At 60.5% G+C, this 17,849-nt stretch carries 13 protein-coding genes; 6 read left to right on the top strand and 7 right to left on the bottom strand.

Annotation, left to right across the window (positions count from 1 at the left end):
• The first annotated feature begins 3 nt into the window (after window positions 1-3).
• Genes L63ED372_RS11220 through ruvC form a run of 4 tightly spaced genes read left to right on the top strand, consistent with a single transcriptional unit; the run spans window position 4 to window position 4,327 of the window.
• Window positions 4-2,064 (top strand): ribonuclease catalytic domain-containing protein, encoded by a 2,061-nt coding sequence (locus L63ED372_RS11220; RefSeq protein ID WP_062407995.1) that lies wholly within the window; start codon window positions 4-6, stop codon window positions 2,062-2,064.
• Complete coding sequence (locus L63ED372_RS11215; protein ID WP_082431687.1) at window positions 2,054-2,983, top strand: energy transducer TonB; 930 nt, start codon at window positions 2,054-2,056, stop codon at window positions 2,981-2,983. Before L63ED372_RS11220 ends, L63ED372_RS11215 begins: the two co-directional genes overlap by 11 nt.
• A 37-nt stretch (window positions 2,984-3,020) precedes the next feature.
• Complete coding sequence (mtgA, locus tag L63ED372_RS11210) at window positions 3,021-3,752, top strand: monofunctional biosynthetic peptidoglycan transglycosylase (protein WP_062407991.1); 732 nt, start codon at window positions 3,021-3,023, stop codon at window positions 3,750-3,752.
• 26 nt (window positions 3,753-3,778) lie between these two features.
• On the top strand, window positions 3,779-4,327 hold the full coding sequence (ruvC, locus tag L63ED372_RS11205; protein ID WP_062407989.1) for a crossover junction endodeoxyribonuclease RuvC: 549 nt from the start codon (window positions 3,779-3,781) through the stop codon (window positions 4,325-4,327).
• An 8-nt stretch (window positions 4,328-4,335) separates the two neighbouring features.
• Here ruvC and L63ED372_RS11200 read toward each other — a convergent pair whose 3' ends face one another.
• The 5 genes from L63ED372_RS11200 to L63ED372_RS11180 all read right to left on the bottom strand — a co-directional run bounded on the left by L63ED372_RS11200 (window position 4,336) and on the right by L63ED372_RS11180 (window position 10,681).
• Complete coding sequence (locus L63ED372_RS11200; protein ID WP_062407987.1) at window positions 4,336-5,133, bottom strand: segregation and condensation protein A; 798 nt, start codon at window positions 5,131-5,133, stop codon at window positions 4,336-4,338.
• A gap of 113 nt (window positions 5,134-5,246) precedes the next feature.
• Window positions 5,247-5,450 carry a DUF3460 family protein gene (locus L63ED372_RS11195; RefSeq protein ID WP_062407985.1) on the bottom strand — a complete coding sequence of 68 codons (204 nt, stop codon included), beginning with the start codon at window positions 5,448-5,450 and terminating at the stop codon, window positions 5,247-5,249.
• 79 nt (window positions 5,451-5,529) lie between these two features.
• A complete protein-coding gene (locus L63ED372_RS11190; RefSeq protein ID WP_231624486.1) occupies window positions 5,530-7,209 on the bottom strand; it encodes a SulP family inorganic anion transporter in 1,680 nt (559 codons plus the stop codon).
• Window positions 7,210-7,331: 122 nt separating this feature from the next.
• Window positions 7,332-9,413, bottom strand: coding sequence for a methionine--tRNA ligase (gene metG / locus L63ED372_RS11185; RefSeq protein WP_062406029.1), 2,082 nt, complete (start codon window positions 9,411-9,413; stop codon window positions 7,332-7,334).
• 89 nt (window positions 9,414-9,502) lie between these two features.
• On the bottom strand, window positions 9,503-10,681 hold the full coding sequence (locus tag L63ED372_RS11180) for a patatin-like phospholipase family protein (RefSeq protein ID WP_231624615.1): 1,179 nt from the start codon (window positions 10,679-10,681) through the stop codon (window positions 9,503-9,505).
• A 93-nt stretch (window positions 10,682-10,774) separates the two neighbouring features.
• On the opposite strand from L63ED372_RS11180, the gene apbC reads away from it, so the two are divergent.
• Window positions 10,775-11,863 carry an iron-sulfur cluster carrier protein ApbC gene (gene apbC, locus L63ED372_RS11175; RefSeq protein ID WP_062406027.1) on the top strand — a complete coding sequence of 363 codons (1,089 nt, stop codon included), beginning with the start codon at window positions 10,775-10,777 and terminating at the stop codon, window positions 11,861-11,863.
• 218 nt (window positions 11,864-12,081) lie between these two features.
• Window positions 12,082-14,412, top strand: coding sequence for a response regulator (locus tag L63ED372_RS11170; protein WP_062406026.1), 2,331 nt, complete (start codon window positions 12,082-12,084; stop codon window positions 14,410-14,412).
• Between the two features lie 71 nt (window positions 14,413-14,483).
• Here the strand turns inward: L63ED372_RS11170 and L63ED372_RS11165 are convergent, their stop codons facing one another.
• Together L63ED372_RS11165 and L63ED372_RS11160 are read right to left on the bottom strand one after the other, a co-directional pair.
• Window positions 14,484-16,049, bottom strand: coding sequence for a benzoate-CoA ligase family protein (locus L63ED372_RS11165; protein ID WP_062406025.1), 1,566 nt, complete (start codon window positions 16,047-16,049; stop codon window positions 14,484-14,486).
• A 58-nt stretch (window positions 16,050-16,107) separates the two neighbouring features.
• Window positions 16,108-17,679, bottom strand: a complete 1,572-nt coding sequence (locus tag L63ED372_RS11160; RefSeq protein WP_062406024.1) for a 3,4-dehydroadipyl-CoA semialdehyde dehydrogenase — start codon at window positions 17,677-17,679, stop codon at window positions 16,108-16,110.
• Window positions 17,680-17,849: the final 170 nt, after the last annotated feature.

Here is a 17,849-nt window from a genome sequence, read left to right as displayed (position 1 = left end):
GGCATGTACGTATTTTTTGAAGATGCCGGCAAATTCATGGCCGGTCGGATCATGTCCGAAGCCGAGGCCTCTGCGCAGGTCGAACTTGACTCCGGTAAACGGGTCAAGGTCAAGTCGGCCCACATGCTGCTCAAGTTCGAGAAACCGGCCCCAGCCGTTTTGCTCAGTGATGCCACCGCCTTGAGCCAAACCATCGAACTGGAGCTGGCCTACGAGTGTGCCCCGGAGGAAGAGTTTGGCTTTGGCGACCTGGCCAAAGACTACTTCAGCGCCAGTGCCAGCACCACCGAGCAAGTGGCGGCTTTGCTCTGCTTGCATGATGCGCCGCACTATTTCCGCCGAGGCGGTGCCAAGGGGCGCTTTCGCAAAGCCCCGGCCGAGATCGTGCAGCAGGCCTTGCTCGCCATCGAGAAGAAAAAGCAGGTGCAGGCCCAAATCGAGGCCTGGTCGGCCGATCTGATCGCGGGCATTTGCCCCGAGCCGATCCGCGAGCAGCTCTACAAAATTCTGTTTCGCCCCGACCAGAATACACCCGAATACAAGGCCGTGGTCGAGGCCAGCAAAAGCAGCCAGACCGCGCCTTTGGACTTGCTGCAAAACGCGGGGGCCATCGCCTCGGCCTGGGACTTTCATTGGCAGCGTTTCCTGTTTGACCTGTTCCCCAAAGGCACGGGCTTTCCCCCTTTGCAGGCACCCGCCATCACCGACGACTTGCCACTGGCTTCGGTGCAGGCTTTTTCGATCGACGATTCACACACCACCGAAATCGACGACGCCCTGTCTTTGCAAGGTCTGGGCACGGGCATGGTCACGGTGGGCATTCACATCGCCGCCCCCGGCCTGGCGCTGCAGCCGGGCAGCCCGATTGACCAGCTGGGTCGCGCCCGCCTGTCCACGGTCTACATGCCCGGTTACAAAATCACCATGCTGCCCGACAGCGTGGTGCAGGCCTACACCCTGATCGAGGGGCGCGACTGCCCGGCGGTGTCGCTGTACGTGACCTTCAGCGAAGACACCCTGGAAGTGCAAAGCAGCGTGACCCGGCTCGAACGCGTGCCGATTTTGGTCAACCTGCGCCATGACCAGCTCGATGACCGCATCACCCGCGAATGGCTGGAGGGTGTTGACCAGAGCGACCACGCCGATGTGCCAGTGAGCCGCCACACGCTGGCCTTCTTCTGGCGGCTGGCGCAAACCCTGAAAGCCCGGCGCGAAGTGGTGCGCGGCAAACCCGAAAACTTCAACCGCCCGGACTACAGCTTCAAGCTCGAGCGGGACCACAACGACACGCCGCCCACGGGCGACGAGACGGTGGTGATCGGCACCCGCAAACGCGGTGCGCCACTCGACTTGATGGTGGCCGAGGCCATGATCTTGGCCAACAGCACCTGGGGCCAGTGGATGGCCCAGCTGGGTGTGCCCGGCATTTACCGCAGCCAGGCCAGTTTGGCCCCCGGAGTGAAAGTGCGCATGGGCACCAAGGCGCTGCCGCACGCCGGCATTGGCGTGCCCAGCTATGCCTGGAGCACCTCGCCGCTGCGCCGCTACACCGACTTGGTCAACCAGTGGCAAATCATTGCCTGCGCCCAGCATGGCGCTACGGCCGCATTGGCCGCGCCCTTCAAGCCCAAAGACGCCGAGTTGTTTTCCATCATCAGTGGTTTTGATGCCGCCTACAGTGCCTACAACGGTGTGCAGTCGAGCATGGAGCGCTATTGGACGCTGCGCCATGTGCAGCAGCAAGGCATTGAAGAGCTGGATGCCAGCCTGGTCAAGGAAATGGGCGCTGGCACCTGGCTGGTGCGTGCCGACACCTTGCCGCTGATGTTCAGCGTGTTGGGTGCCAACAACTTGCCCCGCGGCGCACGGGTGCGTGTCAAGCTGTCCGATGTCGATCTGATGGCTCTGGATGTGCGGGGTACCGTGATCGCCCACTTGGATGCCGAAGGCCAGGCAGATTCTGACGAGGCGGAACAAGACGGCGAGGATGATGACAACCTGCCCGCTGGCCCCGTCACCATCGCGGTGGATCTGAACGACAACACCCCCTCCAATGCGCCCTGAGATCCAGCCCAAGCCCGACAGCGTGGTTCGCCCCGGTGCGGGTCGATCAAAGCCTTCGCCGCACCGCGGTTTGATCTGGGCCTTGGGCTTGTCCGTGGCGGTGCATGCGGGTTTGGTGGCTTTCCGGTTTGCCGCGCCCGAGGCCTACAACCGTGTCTTCCAAGATACGCCGCTGGAGGTGATTCTGGTCAACGCACGCAGCCGGGAGAACCCCCAGGGAGCCCAAGCCTTGGCGCAGGTCCGACTGGCCGGTGGCGGCGAGGTGCCCGAGGTGCGCATTTCGAGCTCGCCCTTGTCGCCGGTGATGAACGCTGATCCGGGCATGGACATCAGCGCGGCCCAGAAAAAGATCGAAGTGCTCAAAATGCAGCAAATGCGTTTGTTGACACAGCTCAAAGATGAGTTGGCCGTGCTCACCCGGGAGAACGCTGGCGACAAAACCGACAGCCCTGATCGCGAGTCCAAGGTGCAGCGGCAGCAGCAACTGGCCCGCCAGCTGGCGCAAATCGAGCAGCGCGTGGACCAAACCCAGGGGGCGGCCCGCAAGCGTTACATCAGCCCTGCCACCAAAGAGGTGGTGTATGCGATGTACTACGACAAAATGCGCCGCACCATCGAGTACCAAGGCACCTTGAACTTCCCGGAGGCGGCGGGTGACAAACTCTATGGACAACTGACCATGGTGATCACCGTGGACCATCAGGGGCAATTGATCAGCACCGAGGTGGCCCGCTCATCGGGCAAGCCCTTGCTGGACGAACGTGCCGTGGCCATCGTGCGCAATGCCGCGCCGTTTGGCAATTTCAACCGAAAAATGCGGGCCCAAGCCGATCAAATTGTGGTGGTGACACGTTTCAACTTCTCGCGGGATGACACTTTGGCCACCCGCATGTTGGCCTCTGAGCCCGGCAAGCCGTGAACCACGCCGACGCTGTCCAGATCAGGGGTGGTGCATGATGCGTGCATTCGGACGCTGGTTGATGCTCTTGGTTTTGGCGGCTGTGGGGCTGCAGTTGTTTTTTGCCGTGCGCATCCTGGCCATGAACTGGATCGCCCCCGAGTCCACCAGCTTTCAGCGCTCGCAGGCCTGGCAAATTCTGAAACAGCAAGGTCAATTGCCGTGGCGTCAGGAGTCGGTCGAGATCAAGGCCATGTCCGCCAGTTTGCAACGTGCCGTGATTGCTTCGGAGGACGCGGCCTTCACGCAGCACCACGGCATCTGGTGGCAGTCGCTCGAAAAAGCCTGGGAGAAAAATGCCCGGGCCAAAGTGCAGGCCGAAAAACGCGCCCAGCGCCAACCGGACAAACCGGTGGAGGTCAAAATTGTGGGCGGCTCCACCATCACCCAACAACTGGCCAAAAACCTGTTTTTATCGGGCGAACGCACCTTGGTGCGCAAGGGCCAAGAGATGGTGCTGGCCTTGACGCTGGAGACCTTGCTCAGCAAGGAGCGCATTTTGGAGATTTACCTCAACAGCGTGGAGTGGGGTGAGGGCGTGTTCGGTGCCGAGGCGGCGGCGCAGCACTACTTTCGCAAGAGCGCCGCGCGTCTGAATGCCTGGGAGGCCTCTCGGCTGGCGGTCATGCTGCCGCGTCCGCGTTACTTTGAAAAGCTGCCGCAATCGGCTTATCTCTCGCGGCGAGCAGAGACCATCATGGCCCGCATGAACGACGTGGTGTTGCCATGAGCCTGAGCACCCCGGCACCGGCCAGCATCCGCATCCTGGGGATCGATCCGGGTTTACAAACCACGGGTTTTGGTGTGATCGACATCACGGGCTCTCGCCTGCAGTACGTGGCCAGCGGCGTGATCGAGACCACACGCGGTGAGATGGGCAACCTGCCGGCCCGGCTGAAAATCATCTACGACGGGGTGCGTGAAATCACCGCGCGTTACCAGCCCGATGTGGCTGCGGTCGAGATCGTGTTCGTCAACGTCAACCCACAAGCGACCTTGCTGCTGGGACAAGCGCGGGGCTGTGCGGTCACGGCCTTGGTGTCGTGCGACTTGCCCGTGGCCGAATACACCGCTTTGCAAATGAAGCAATCGGTCACCGGGCACGGTCGCGCCGCCAAATCGCAGATCCAGGAAATGGTCAAGCGCTTGCTGCAGTTGCCGGTGCTGCCCCGGCAAGATGCGGCCGATGCTTTGGGCATGGCCATCACCCACGCGCACGCCAGCCCCTCGATGAACAAGCTGGCCGCGCAAGGCGTGCTCAGCCGTAAAACCCACGGCATGTTCCGCAGCGGTCGCAGCCACTGACGGATTGATCAGTTGGGGGTGTAGGCCAGGCGCACGTAAATGGGCGCAAAGGCCTCGGCTTGGGTGATCTCGATCAGGGTTTCCTTGGCCAGCTCCAGCAAAGCGATGAAGGTGACCACCAGCACCGGCACGCCCAGACTGGGGTCGAACAGGTGTTCAAACTCCACAAACTTGCGCCCTTGCAGGTGTTTGAGCACGATGCTCATGTGCTCGCGCACGCTGAGCTCTTCGCGGCTGATCTTGTGGTGCTGCACCAGGTTGGCGCGTTTGAGGATGTCGCGCCAAGCCATTTGCAGCTCGTCCATGCTGACATCGGGAAAGCGCGGTTGCAGACTTTGCTCGATGAACACCTGGGCCTGCAAAAAATCGCGGCCGTATTGCGGGATCACATTCAGCTGCATCGAAGCCATTTTCATCTGCTCGTATTCGAGCAGACGGCGCACCAATTCGGCCCGCGGGTCTTCGGCTTCTTCGCCCTCGGCCACTTTTTTCGGGGGCAGCAGCATGCGCGACTTGATCTCGATGAGCATGGCCGCCATGAGCAGGTATTCGGCGGCCAGCTCCAGGTTGCGCTGGCGGATTTCTTCGACATAACTCAGGTACTGGCGTGTCACGCCCGCCATGGGAATGTCGAGGATGTTGAAGTTTTGCTTGCGGATCAGGTACAGCAGCAAGTCCAGCGGGCCTTCAAAAGCCTCCAGAAACACCTCCAGCGCATCCGGCGGGATGTACAGGTCGCTGGGCATGGCGAACAGGGGCTCGCCATACAAACGCGCCAAGGCCACCTGGTCGACCACAGCAGGCATGGCCGCATTGAGCGTGTCTTCGGCCAACTGCAGGGATGGGGCGGTGTCGTTGCTCACGGTGCGGTAGGGCCTGAAAAAAAGCTCTGCAAGAGGGGGTGCGGACTCAATGAGGCTCAGGCCTTCGTCTGGTACACGTAGGGTTTCTGCGCCACTCGGCCTTGTTTGAATTCGGCCTGAATGTCGCGGTCGATTGGCTTGTCCCACAGCAGGCCACGGCCTTGGCGCTGCTCGGCTTCGAGCTCGGGGCGCTGGGCCTTGAGCTGGTCGATGAACTGGGAGGTGTCAGAGCTGTAATCAGGGCGGCGAAAAAAAGACATGGCGGGCAATCTGTACAAGGACAAAAACAAAAGGGTTTTGGCGGCCCCAGAAGCCTTCCAAAACCTGAACCTGGCCATTTTAACGGGCCGGGTCTGTGCTCAGGCTGACGGCCAGGGTCAGGCTGCTGCTCAGGTCTGGCTGCAGGTGCGCTTTCAGGTGCGCCATCAGGCCGCTGCGCTGGGCCATGTCCAGCGGCTGGTGGTTCAGGCCGCAGACGATCAGCTGCACCTGTTTCTTGCGGCAGGTCTCGATCAGGTTCATCAACGCGTCCGCGCCTGAGGAGTCGATGTAGATCACGTTTTTCAGGTCCAGCACCAGCGTGGGGGTGCTGATTTTGTCCTCGATGGCCTCGATCAGCTTGACCGCCCCGAAAAACAGTGCTCCATACAGGCGCCAGGCTTGGACCCGGTGCTCGAAACCGGCCAGGCCTGGATGCTCAAGGCGCGTCACGCCCTCGCAGCGGCTCAGGCTGGAGATGCGGTAAATGAAGGTCAGGCAGGCCGCGACCAGGCCCACCTCGACCGCCACCGTCAGGTCAAACACCACGGTGAGGAAAAACACCGCCAGCAAGGTGATGCGGTAAGGCAGGCGGTACTGGCGCAGGTGCATGAATTCACGCCATTCACCCATGTTCCAGGCCACAAACATCAACAGCGCGGCCAGCGTCGCCAGCGGAATTTGTCCTGCCAAGGGTGCCGCCACCATCACCACCGCCAGCAAGGTCAGCGCATGCACCATGCCCGAAATCGGGGTGGTGCCGCCGCTTTTGATGTTGGTCACGGTGCGGGCAATGGTGCCGGTCGCGGGCATGCCGCCAAAAAATGGCGTGACAAAGTTGGCCACGCCTTGGGCCATCAGCTCTTGGTTGGGGTTGTGACGGTCGCCAATCATGCCGTCGGCAATGCGGGCGCACAGCAGCGATTCAATCGCTCCCAAGAGCGTCAAGGTCAAGGTGGGCATGAGCAAAAAGCGGGCGCTGTCCCAGCTGAACTCTGGCCAGACCAAGCCAGGCATGGAGGAGGGGATGCCGCCAAACTTGCTGCCAATCGTCTCCACGGGCAGATTCAGCAGCCAAGTGACCAGGGTGGCAAACACCAGCGCCACGATGGAGCCTGGGACCATGCTGACCCAGTGGTAGCGCGTGCCTGTCAGGCGACGGCTCATGCGCAACCAACCCACCACCAATGACAGGGACGCCAAGGCCAGCAGCAAGGCGGCCAGATTGGCGGTGTGCAGGCTCAGCCACAGGGCGTTCAGGATGCCAAAAAAATCGGCGGGCATGGCGGCCACCTTCAGACCCAGAAAATCCTTGATTTGCGACAGCATGATCAGCACCGCGATGCCGTTGGTGAAACCAATCACCACCGCCACCGGGATGAAGCGGATCAGCGTACCCAGGCGAAACAGCCCCATCACAAACAGCAGCACGCCCGACATGGCGGTGGCCAAGATCAAGTTCGCCAGGCCATAGCGCTCGACGATGCCGTAAACGATCACGATGAAGGCCCCGGCCGGGCCGCCGATTTGGACCCGGCTGCCGCCCAGCGCCGAGATCAGAAAGCCCGCGATGATGGCGGTGAACAGGCCCGCCTCGGGCTTGAGGCCGGAGGCGATGGCAAAGGCCATGGCGAGCGGCAGGGCCACCACCCCCACGGTGATGCCTGCACCCACGTCCTGAGAGAAGCGCTCGCGGCTATAGCCGTGCAGGCTGTCGAGCAAACGGGGGCGAAAAAAATGCGTGGCTTGCATCCAGTTCATGGGCGTCTCGTGTTACTTTTTGTCGCCAAATGATGCGGCAAGCCCTTGCACACAGCCCACGGTGGTGTGCTGCACACGCGTTCCTCGGTCTGAGGGGAGGTCATGTGCAGCGGTCCATCGCGTCAGTGGATGCGCATGCCCGGTTTGGCGCCGGGCCAAGGGTGCAGCACATAAATGCCCGGTTCGGCTTTTTCGTCGGCATGGCTGGCGGCCAGCACCATGCCCTCGGACACACCAAACTTCATCTTGCGCGGGGCCAGGTTGGCGACCATCACGGTGAGTTTGCCCACCAAGTCTTCCGGCTTGTACATGCTGGCTATGCCTGAAAACACGTTACGTGTTTTGCCTTCACCCACGTCCAGCGTCAGGCGCAGCAGCTTGACCGAGCCTTCGACGGGTTCGCAGTTGACGATCTGGGCAATGCGCAAGTCCACCTTGGCAAAGTCGTCGATGCTGATGGTGGGGGCGATCTCTTCTCCACCAGGGATCAGCTTTTCTTCGACCACGGCAGGCGGCTCGAACAAAGCGTCGAGTTGCTCGGGGGTGACGCGCTGCATCAGGTGTTGGTAGGTGTTGATGGTGTGGCCTGCGCCCAGCAACTGTTGTGATTGGGCAAAGGTGAAGGGCGCCACGTTCAAGAAGGCCTCGACCTGCGCCGCCAAGGCCGGCAGCACGGGCTTGAGTTGGAGCGTGAGCAAGCGGAAGGCTTCGATGCAGGTGGTGCACACATCGTGCAAGCGGGCGTCTTGGCCTTCTTGTTTGGCCAGATCCCAAGGCTTGTTTTGGTCCACATAGCTGTTGACCTTGTCGGTCAGCAGCATGATCTCGCGCAGGGCTTTGGCGTATTCACGCTCATCGTAAAAGGCCGCGATGCTGGGTGTAGCGGCTTGCAAGGTCGCGAGCAAAGCTTGGCCGTCGGCGCTCACGGCGCCGAGTTGGCCGCCAAAGCGTTTGGCGATGAAGCCGGCCGAGCGCGAGGCGATGTTCACAAATTTGCCGATCAGGTCGCTGTTGACCCGCGCCATGAAGTCTTCGGCGTTGAAGTCGATGTCTTCGTTGCGTGCAGACAATTTGGCCGCCAGGTAGTAACGCAGCCATTCGGGGTTCATGCCCAGGCTCAGGTACTTGAGCGGGTCCAGCCCGGTGCCGCGGCTCTTGCTCATCTTCTCGCCGTTGTTCACCGTCAAGAAGCCGTGCACGTTCACCTTGTTGGGTGTTTTACGGCCCGAAAAGTGCAGCATGGCGGGCCAAAACAGGGTGTGGAAGGTGACGATGTCTTTGCCAATGAAGTGGATCTGCTCCAGGTTCGGGTTGGCCATGTAAGCGTTGTAGTCTTCCCCCCGTTTGTCCAGCAGGTTTTTGAGCGAAGCCAGATAGCCCACCGGGGCGTCCAGCCACACATAAAAGTACTTTCCCGGTGCGTCAGGGATTTCGATGCCGAAGTATGGCGCGTCACGCGAAATGTCCCAGTCGCCCAGGCCTTCGCTGGTCGTGCCGTCGGGGTTGGTGCGCACCGAAAACCACTCTTTGACCTTGTTGGCCACCTCGGGTTGCAATTTGCCGTCTTGGGTCCAGTTGCTCAAAAACTCGACACAGCGTGGGTCAGACAGCTTGAAGAAAAAGTGCTCCGAGGTTTTGAGCTCGGGCTTGGCGCCGGAAAGGGCAGAAAACGGGTTGATCAGGTCGGTGGGGGCGTAGACCGCGCCGCAGACCTCGCAGTTGTCACCGTACTGGTCCTTGGCGTGGCACTTGGGGCACTCGCCTTTGATGAAGCGGTCGGGCAAGAACATGTTCTTTTGGGGGTCAAAGAACTGCTCTACGGCACGCACTTCGATCAGTGAGCCGCCTTGTTCTGCGCTGATGTCGCGCAGGTCGCGGTAAATCTGGCGGGCCAACTCGTGGTTTTCGGGTGCATCGGTGCTGTGCCAGTTGTCGAACTGAATATGAAAGCCGTCCAAATAGGGCTTGCGGCCCGCGGCGATGTCCGCCACAAACTGCTGGGGCGTCTTGCCAGCCTTTTCGGCGGCAATCATGATCGGTGCGCCATGGGTGTCGTCCGCGCCCACGAAGTTCACCGCATGACCCTGCATGCGCTGGAATCGCACCCAGATGTCGGCCTGGATGTATTCCATGATGTGGCCGATGTGGAAGTTGCCGTTGGCATACGGCAGGGCGGTGGTGACGAAAATTTGGCGCTTGGACATGTCAGATTTGGCTAGAAGCCCAGAAAGCAAGCTGGCAATTTTAGACGCTCGGCACTCTGGCCCAGAATGGTCATGACACCTTTAGAACTTCAAGTCTTGGCTGACCAGCCGAAAAACCGGTGGATATCTTCTCGCTGGTTCAGCGCATCGGCTTCACCCAGTGCGATCAGCTCGCGGGTGTAAGCGGATTCAAAGAGCAGGTAACTGACCAAGGCATTGCCCTGACCTTGGAAAGATGTGGTGCTTGCCCCTAAGGTGCGCAGCAGGCTTTTGACCGTCTGGGGGAGCGCTTGCGCATGTTTAGCGGCAATGACATCCAGCCGCTTCGAGGGGGCGATCAGCAGCAAATCGACGGGACGCAGGTGAGTGCTCTGGCGTTTTTCTTCTGGAATCAGCTGCAGGGTCTGGTTGATCCGCTGCATCCTTTCCACATCGACAGCCAGCGAATCCAGAAAAATACTGGACAGTGCGTGACCCGCAATATGGGCCAGTGAGGGGTACGAGGGCTCGTCATCGAGCCGGTTTTTGGGCTCCAGCATGCGCCCTGCTCCGATGACCAAGATTTTGCTGGCCCCCAGGTGTATGGCGGGTGAAATGGGTGCGGTTTGTCGCATCGAGCCATCACCGAAATACGCACAGCCTTGCGGCCCTTGTAGACGCATGGCTGGAAAAATGAAGGGGATGGCCGAACTGGCCAGCAGGTGCTCATGTGTCAGACGGCCATGCTGCGACAAGCGCTGGTTTCTGACCCAGGGGGTCACGGCGTGACAGCTTTCGTAAAAGGTCACATGCTCCCCTGTGCTGTAACTTGAAGCGGTGATGGCCAAGGCCTGCAGGTGCCCTTGTTCCAGCAAGGCGGGCAGGCGTGTCAAAGCCAAGCGATCTTGCAGCAATGTGCTCAAAGGGGTGTTGTCCAGCAGGGACTTGGGCCGAAAGCGTTTTTGCGTGATCAGCCAGCCCAAGGACAGCAAAGACAGCCAGCGAGCCCCCGAGCGAATCATGCCCAACACATCGGATCGATACACCTGCTCGACCTGAAAATCTCGCCAAACCTCAACCAGTTCTTCAATGGCGCCATCAAAATTGTCTGCATTGCATGCCAAGAAAGCCGCATTGATGGCCCCAGCAGAGGTGCCCGAGATCACGGGGAAAAGATTCCCTGGGGACGCACCAGCTTCCCGTCGCATGCGTGCAATGGCCGATAAGACGCCCACTTGGTAGGCGGCTCGTGCACCGCCGCCAGAAAGTATCAAACCTGTTGAATTCATCATTTTTGTCATGCTAGAGGTATTTCGACCTCTTGGAATCAGGGGACACCCGTGCTTGGGTAGACTGTTGTATCTTTTTTTGAAATTTTTCCAATGGCCACCTTAGAACAACTTCTCCAAGCCTTGCAATCCGTCATCGACCCCAACACGGGCAAAGATTTTGTTTCCACCAAAACCCTGAAAAACCTGCAAGTCGAAGGCGGTGATGTCTCTTTTGACGTGGAACTGGGCTACCCTGCCAAGAGCCAAATTCCCGGCATTCGACAGGCTTTGATCGCCGCTGCCAAGGGCGTGGCTGGCGTGTCCAACGTGTCGGCCAATGTGACCAGCAAGATCACCGCCCACGCCGCCCAGCGCGGCGTGGCTCTTCTGCCGCAGGTCAAAAACATCGTGGCTGTGGCCTCAGGCAAAGGCGGCGTGGGCAAAAGCACCACCGCCGTCAACCTGGCGCTGGCGCTGGCCGCCGAAGGCGCCAAAGTGGGCCTGCTGGACGCCGACATTTACGGCCCCAGCCAGCCCATGATGATGGGCATCGAAGGCCGCCCCGAGAGCGAGGACGGCCAGACCATGGAGCCCATGGAGAACTACGGCGTGCAGGTCATGTCGATTGGTTTCCTGGTGAATCAGGACGAAGCCATGATCTGGCGCGGCCCTATGGCCACCCAGGCGCTGGAGCAGCTGCTGCGCCAGACCAACTGGAAAGAACTGGACTATTTGATCGTGGACATGCCGCCCGGCACAGGCGACATCCAGCTCACATTGAGTCAGCGCGTGCCCATGACGGGTGCGGTCATCGTCACCACCCCGCAGGACATCGCCCTCTTGGACGCCAAAAAAGGCGTGAAGATGTTCGAAAAAGTCGGTGTGCCGATTTTGGGCTTGGTCGAAAACATGGCGGTGCATGTGTGCACCAACTGCGGCCATGTCGAACACATTTTTGGCGCCGACGGCGGCAAGAAAATGGCGGCTGAGTACGGTATGGATTACCTGGGTGCTTTGCCCCTGGACATGCAAATCCGCCTGCAGGCCGACAGCGGCAAGCCCACCGTGGTGTACGACCCCGATGGCGAAGTGGCTCAGATCTACAAGGCCGTGGCCCGCCAAGTCGCGGTCAAGATCGCGGCCAAGGCCAAAGATTTCTCCAGCAAGTTCCCGACCATCAAGGTCAGCAAAGACACCTGAGTCTCAAGACGACCTGCCCCAGCCATCGGCTGGGTGGGCCGTGAACCCTGAGTTGATGGGGTTGTGACGGGTATAGAGGTTATAGGTATTCGTTGTTATCATGCGCCTAGTATCAAAGGCGTCATGTGAAACACTTCCTTTTACCTATCTTATGGATCCGTCAAACGCTTCAGCGCTGGCCCTTGTGGTGGCTGGGACTGCTTTTGGTGGGCGTTTGCATGTGGGTTGTGCTCTACACCTACCAAGCCAGCGAGCGGATGGTCCGGCAATACGCCACCGAAAGTGCGCAGGCCCATGCGGTGAGCCTGACGCAATTTCGAAATTTCTACACCGATGAGATCGTGCCCCGCGCCATGGAGGCGGGTGTGCACGTCACGCACGACTATAAAAATCGCAAGAATGCCCTGCCTTTGCCCGCCACATTGACGCTGGATTTGGGGCATTACCTGTCCAAGGTCGACGGCGGAACCCAGGTGAGGCTGTACAGCGAAAAGCCTTTCCCATGGCGTGTGCAAGAGCGCCAGCTCGACGACTTCCAACGCCAGGCCCTGAAACACCTCAAAGAAAAACCGGACGAGCCTTTTGTGCGGGAGGAGATTCTGAACGGCGAGCGCGTGTTGCGTTATGCCCAAGCTGACCGCATGACGCTGCGCTGCGTGGCCTGCCACAACAGTTACCCCAGTTCACCTCGAACCGACTGGAAAACCGGTGATGTGCGTGGCGCACTCGAGGTGGTGTTGCCCGTCTCGCAGTGGCAGATCACCAGCACTGGCATCCTGAACCGCACCTTTGTGGTCCTTTTGGCTTTGCTCTTTTTGGGCCTGCTCTTGGTGTGGTTGACGGTGCGGCGATTCCGCGAGGCTCTGCTCACATCGCGCGAATTGTCCACCGAGCGGCGTGCTGCGATCGAGCAGCTGAGCGAAGAAATCAACGAGCGCAAGCAAATTGAGCGGCAAATGCGTTTGAGTGAAAGCAAGCTGCACAGCATTTTCAAGTCGGTGCCCGAGGCCATTGTGGTGGCCGACGCCCATGGCCTGATCGTCCAGTGCAATGCGGCCACACAAGCCATTTTTGGCTACACCCCCGAGGAGCTCATTGGCCAGAAAGTGGACAGGCTGATGGGCCCCAAAGATGGGCAGCGGCATGACGATTACATGCTGACCTATCAACGCACCGGTGAAAAGAAGATCATCAACCAGCCGCGTGTGCTCCATGGTCGACGCAAGGATGGCCAGTTGTTCTCGCTGCGCTTGACCATCAGCGAGATGCGGGTGGACGATGAGGTGCATTTTGTGGGGGTAATGCAGGATTTCACGGCCATCGAAAACGCCCAACGGATGTTGATCGAGGCCAAGGAAAAAGCCGAACAGGACAACCGCATGCGTGGTGAATTCCTGGCGAACATGAGCCATGAAATTCGCACCCCCATGAACGGCATTGTGGGCATGACAGAGCTGGCTATGGACACCCAGGACCGATCGGCGCAAAAGGAATACCTGACGCTGGCACGGGACTCGGCCAACCACCTGCTCCACATCATCAACCAAATCCTGGATTTTTCGAAAATCGAAGCCCAGGCGCTGGAGCTGGAGTTGCTCAAGGTCAGCCCGGCTCAACTGATCCGGGACACCAGCCGCTCGCTGGAGCAACTGGCCCGTGTCAAAGACATCGATTTGCAGGTGGACATCTCATCGGCGGTGCCCGAATGGGCCTGGATGGACCCCGTGCGCATGCGCCAGGTCTTGACGAACCTGATTGGCAACGCCATCAAGTTCACCGAAGTGGGCGCGGTCACCGTGGCCGTGCAAGCTTTGGCTGGCCAAGATGATGACCATTGTGTGTTGCGCATCAGCATCACCGACACGGGCATTGGTTTTGATCCAGCCCGCACGGCGGCCCTTTTCAGCCCCTTCACCCAAGGTGATGGTTCGGTCACGCGCTCGTTCGGTGGCACGGGTTTGGGCTTGGCCATCACCCGCAGGTTGGTCCATTTGATGGGCGGTGAAATCAGCGCGAATGGGCAACCTGACCTGGGCGCGTGCTTCACGGTGACTTTGCCGGTCGAAAAAACCAGTTTGGAGGTCGATGACCCCAGCACGCCAGACGGTCAAGCCTCAGACCTGAGTTTGCGACCGGTTTACCAAAAACCGATCTCGGTATTGCTGGTGGAGGACCATGACATCAACCGCAAATTGGCCGAGATCATGTTGCAGCGCATGGGTTACCGGTACGTCTCCGCTTGTGATGGTTTGCAGGCCTTGGATGTTCTGGAAAAAGACCGTTTCGATGTGGTCCTGATGGACGTGATGATGCCGGTCATGGACGGCATCACGGCCCTCAAGCTGCTGCGCGAGCGTGAGGCTGAACAAGGCCAAAGAACCCGCGTTTTGATGGTCACAGCCCACGCCATGACCGGCGACCGTGAGCGTTTTCTGGGGGCGGGGGCAGACGGTTATGTGTCCAAACCCATGTCGCAAGCTGCCTTGCAAAAGGAAATGGAGCGGGTGCTGAATGTGCCGCACGCAGCCAACAGCGATGCGGCGGACTGACCCTGTGGGCTGATGGAAAAGCCTTCCAGCACATGCATACGCTGGAGGGCTGGCCATCACCCGTTCAGTGTTCAGGGCGCTGATTTCTCCAGATCACGCAAGCGAAAGCGCTGGATTTTCCCCGTGGCGGTTTTGGGCAGCTCGGCCACAAAGTCGATGAAGCGCGGGTACTTGTAGGGGGCCAGGCGCTCTTTAACGAAGGCTTTGACTTCATCTTGTGTGAGGCTCTGACCGGCTTTGAGCACGATGAAGGCCTTGGTCTTGGTCAGGCCATCGGTGTCTTCCTTGCCGATCACAGCGGCTTCCAAAATGGCGGGGTGTTGCACCAAGGTCGACTCGACCTCAAAAGGTGACACGTAGATGCCGCTGACTTTGAGCATGTCGTCGTTGCGGCCCGCGTAGGTGTAGTAGCCGTCAGGGTCGCGGGTGTATTTGTCGCCGCTCTTGGTCCAGACACCCTGGAAGGTGTCGCGGGTTTTTTCGCGGTTGTTCCAGTACATGAGCGCACTGCTGGGGCCTTGGATGTAGAGGTCGCCGATTTCGTTGGGGCCGGTCACCACGCTGCCGTCTTCGTTGCGCAGCTGTACTTCGTAACCAGGTACAGCCTTACCGGTGGTGCCATAGCGCACATCGCCCGGGCGGTTGGACAAGAAAACGTGCAGCATTTCGGTGGAGCCAATGCCATCGATGATTTCGCAACCAAAGTGGGCCGTCCAGCGCTCGGCGATGTCGCGCGGCAGCGCCTCGCCCGCTGACGAGCACAGGCGCAAAGCCACTTGGCTTTTGGCAGGCAGCTCGGGGCTGGCCAGCATGCCGCCGTAACCGGTGGGTGCACCATAAAACACGGTGGGTTGGTGGTCGACCAGACGTTTGAAGGTGGCTTGTGGGGTGGGGCGCTCGGCCATCAGCACCACCGTGGCCCCGACACTCAAGGGGAAGGTGAGCGCGTTGCCCAGGCCATAGGCAAAGAACAGCTTGGCGGCCGAGAACACGATGTCGCTTTCTTGCAGGTTCAACACGCCTTTGCCGTACAGCTCGGCCGTCCAGTACAGGTTGCCTTGGCTGTGCACGGTGCCTTTGGGTTGGCCGGTGGAGCCCGAGGAATAGAGCCAAAAGGCGGGTTCATCGGCCAGGGTTTGAGCGGGCAACACCGGGTTGTTTTGGGCCACCAAGTCGGCCATGCTGAACTGGCCCTGTGCCAAAGCGCCTGTGGGGCGCGAAACCACCACTTGTCGCACCTCGGTTTTGCCCAAGTCCAAGGCACTTTGCAGTGTGGGGAGCAAGGCCGCTGACACGAGTGCCGCCTGCGCGCGGCTGTTGCGCAGCATGAAGGCGTAGTCGTCGGCGGTGAGCAGGGTGTTGACCGCCACGGGCACCACGCCCGCGTAGAGCGAGCCCAAAAAGGCCACCACCCAGTCGCTGCAGTCGTGCATCAGCAAGAGCACGCGTTCTTCGCGCTTGAGTCCCATGGCCTGCAGGCCCCCGGCAAATCGGCGAATTTGCTCGGTCAGTTCGCCATAGCTGAGCTGGCCCGCATCGTCGATCAGGGCGATCTTGTCTGCACGGCCCACATGGCTGGCGATCAGGTGCTGCGCAAAATTGAATTCAGTGCTGGGGGCATTCACGTGGTGGGTCATCTTTGTCTCCTCGGAGGTCTCTGATGTTGTTGGAATGTAAGGGACTTGTGAAGGGGGTTTACAAGGACAAAGTGGCGCCTGGCGCCGCCAGCTGATCCAGGGCCAGCGAGCTGCCTTGCACAGCAGTGCGGCGGTGGTAGAAGTTGAGTGCCCTGAGGCCCCCCAGCTCTTCGCCGCCGCCCGCGCGGCCGGGGCCGCCGTGCAGGCTCATGGGCATCACGTTGCCGTGGCCGCTGTGCAGGGCCGCCACGTCGGGCGAAATCGCATGCACCCGGCCGTGGCTGCTGGCCAGCTCGACCGAGGCTTGCGCTGTGAAAGCCGGGTCTTCGCTGTAGACCGAGCACACCAGCGAGCCTTCGCCCCGGCGGATCATGGTGTAAGCCTCGCCGATGCTGTCGTAAGGCATCAGGGTGGACACGGGGCCGAACACCTCGACCCCGTGCAGCACCTGGGCTGTCATGGGTGACTCGGTGCCCAGCAACACAGGCGCCACGCAGGCACTGGACGCGTCGGCATCGACCAGACCCGCTGCGCTGCCATCGAACAACACGGTGGCTTCGGTTTTGAGCTGCGCCAGGCCCGCCAGCACACTGGCTTTTTGTTCTTGGCTGACCAATGCACCCATGCGCACGGATTCGCTTCTCGGGTTACCCACGGTGGTTTTGGCCAAGCGCGCGCCAATGGCCTCTGCGGCGGCTTGGTACAAGGCGCGGGGCACAAAGATGCGGCGGATCGCAGTGCACTTTTGGCCCGATTTGACGGTCATCTCGCGGGCGACTTCGGCCACCAACAGTTTGAAGGCTTCGCTGTCGGTGGTCGCGGCAGGCGACAGCAAGGCGGAATTCAGGCTGTCGGCTTCGATGTTGCAGCGCACCGACAACTCGGTCACAGCGCGGTGGCTGCGGATGATTTGGCCGGTCTCGGCCGAGCCGGTGAAGCTGACCACGTCAAAGGCCTGCAACTGGTCCATGAGGCCTGCGGACGAGCCGCAGATGACCGACAGCGCGCCCACGGGCAGCACACCCGCATCCACCACGTCTTTGACCATGCGCTGGGTCAGCCAGGCCGTGGCCGTGGCGGGCTTGATGATGACGGGCACGCCCGAGAGCAGGGCGGGTGCGGCTTTTTCCCACAAGCCCCAGCTGGGGAAGTTGAAGGCATTGATGAACAGCGCCACGCCGCGTGTGGGCACCTGAATGTGCTGAGTCTGGAAGGCCGGGTCTTTGGCCATGCGGATACGTTGGCCATCGAGCAGCAGCGTGGCATCGCCCAGGGCCGCGCCCTGCTTGGCGTAATAGCCCAGGGTGAAGATCGCACCGTCAATGTCCACGCCCGAGTCTTTGGCCACGGTGCCGCTGTTGGCGGTGGCGATTTCGTAATAGGCGACGCGGTTGGCTTGCAGGACCTCGGTGATTTGGCTGAGCAATGCAGCGCGCTGGCCGTAGCTCAGGGTGCGAAGGGCCGCGCCGCCTTGCTCGCGGGCAAAGGCAAAGCCTTCGGCCAGGTCGATGCCGCTGCTGGACACGCGGGCCAACTCGGTGCCGAGCACCGGGTCGAACAAGGGTGTGCCTGCACCGGTGCCGGTTTGCCAGCGGCCTGCGAAGAAGTTGGGGAGCAAAGCGGTGGTCATGTGAAAGTTCTTTCTGGGTGCGCCATGAGGCACAGAGTGGGTGCTGTCACACCGTGGCATGCAACAAAAAACTGTTCTGCGGGGGCCGTTGGCGGTATAAACACGGGTTGATGCATTATTTTGCGTGTTGGTGAGTATGCAATAAAGTGCATGTTTTGGGCTTGTTGAAA

Origin of the sequence: Limnohabitans sp. 63ED37-2, from assembly GCF_001412535.1 — a bacterium.
GTDB lineage: Bacteria > Pseudomonadota > Gammaproteobacteria > Burkholderiales > Burkholderiaceae_C > Limnohabitans_A.
Note: the sequence above shows the minus strand (reverse complement) of the source record. Positions and strands in the feature narration are given on the sequence as shown.

Coding starts and splice junctions, on each gene's coding strand:
- L63ED372_RS11220 (WP_062407995.1), top strand. CDS start 4: ATGTACGTATTTTTTGAAGATGCCGGCAAATTCATGGCCGGTCGGATC.
- L63ED372_RS11215 (WP_082431687.1), top strand. CDS start 2,054: ATGCGCCCTGAGATCCAGCCCAAGCCCGACAGCGTGGTTCGCCCCGGT.
- mtgA (WP_062407991.1), top strand. CDS start 3,021: ATGCGTGCATTCGGACGCTGGTTGATGCTCTTGGTTTTGGCGGCTGTG.
- L63ED372_RS11200 (WP_062407987.1), bottom strand. CDS start 5,133: ATGCCTGCTGTGGTCGACCAGGTGGCCTTGGCGCGTTTGTATGGCGAG.
- L63ED372_RS11195 (WP_062407985.1), bottom strand. CDS start 5,450: ATGTCTTTTTTTCGCCGCCCTGATTACAGCTCTGACACCTCCCAGTTC.
- L63ED372_RS11190 (WP_231624486.1), bottom strand. CDS start 7,209: ATGAACTGGATGCAAGCCACGCATTTTTTTCGCCCCCGTTTGCTCGAC.
- metG (WP_062406029.1), bottom strand. CDS start 9,413: ATGTCCAAGCGCCAAATTTTCGTCACCACCGCCCTGCCGTATGCCAAC.
- L63ED372_RS11180 (WP_231624615.1), bottom strand. CDS start 10,681: ATGAATTCAACAGGTTTGATACTTTCTGGCGGCGGTGCACGAGCCGCC.
- apbC (WP_062406027.1), top strand. CDS start 10,775: ATGGCCACCTTAGAACAACTTCTCCAAGCCTTGCAATCCGTCATCGAC.
- L63ED372_RS11170 (WP_062406026.1), top strand. CDS start 12,082: ATGTGGGTTGTGCTCTACACCTACCAAGCCAGCGAGCGGATGGTCCGG.
- L63ED372_RS11165 (WP_062406025.1), bottom strand. CDS start 16,049: ATGACCCACCACGTGAATGCCCCCAGCACTGAATTCAATTTTGCGCAG.
- L63ED372_RS11160 (WP_062406024.1), bottom strand. CDS start 17,679: ATGACCACCGCTTTGCTCCCCAACTTCTTCGCAGGCCGCTGGCAAACC.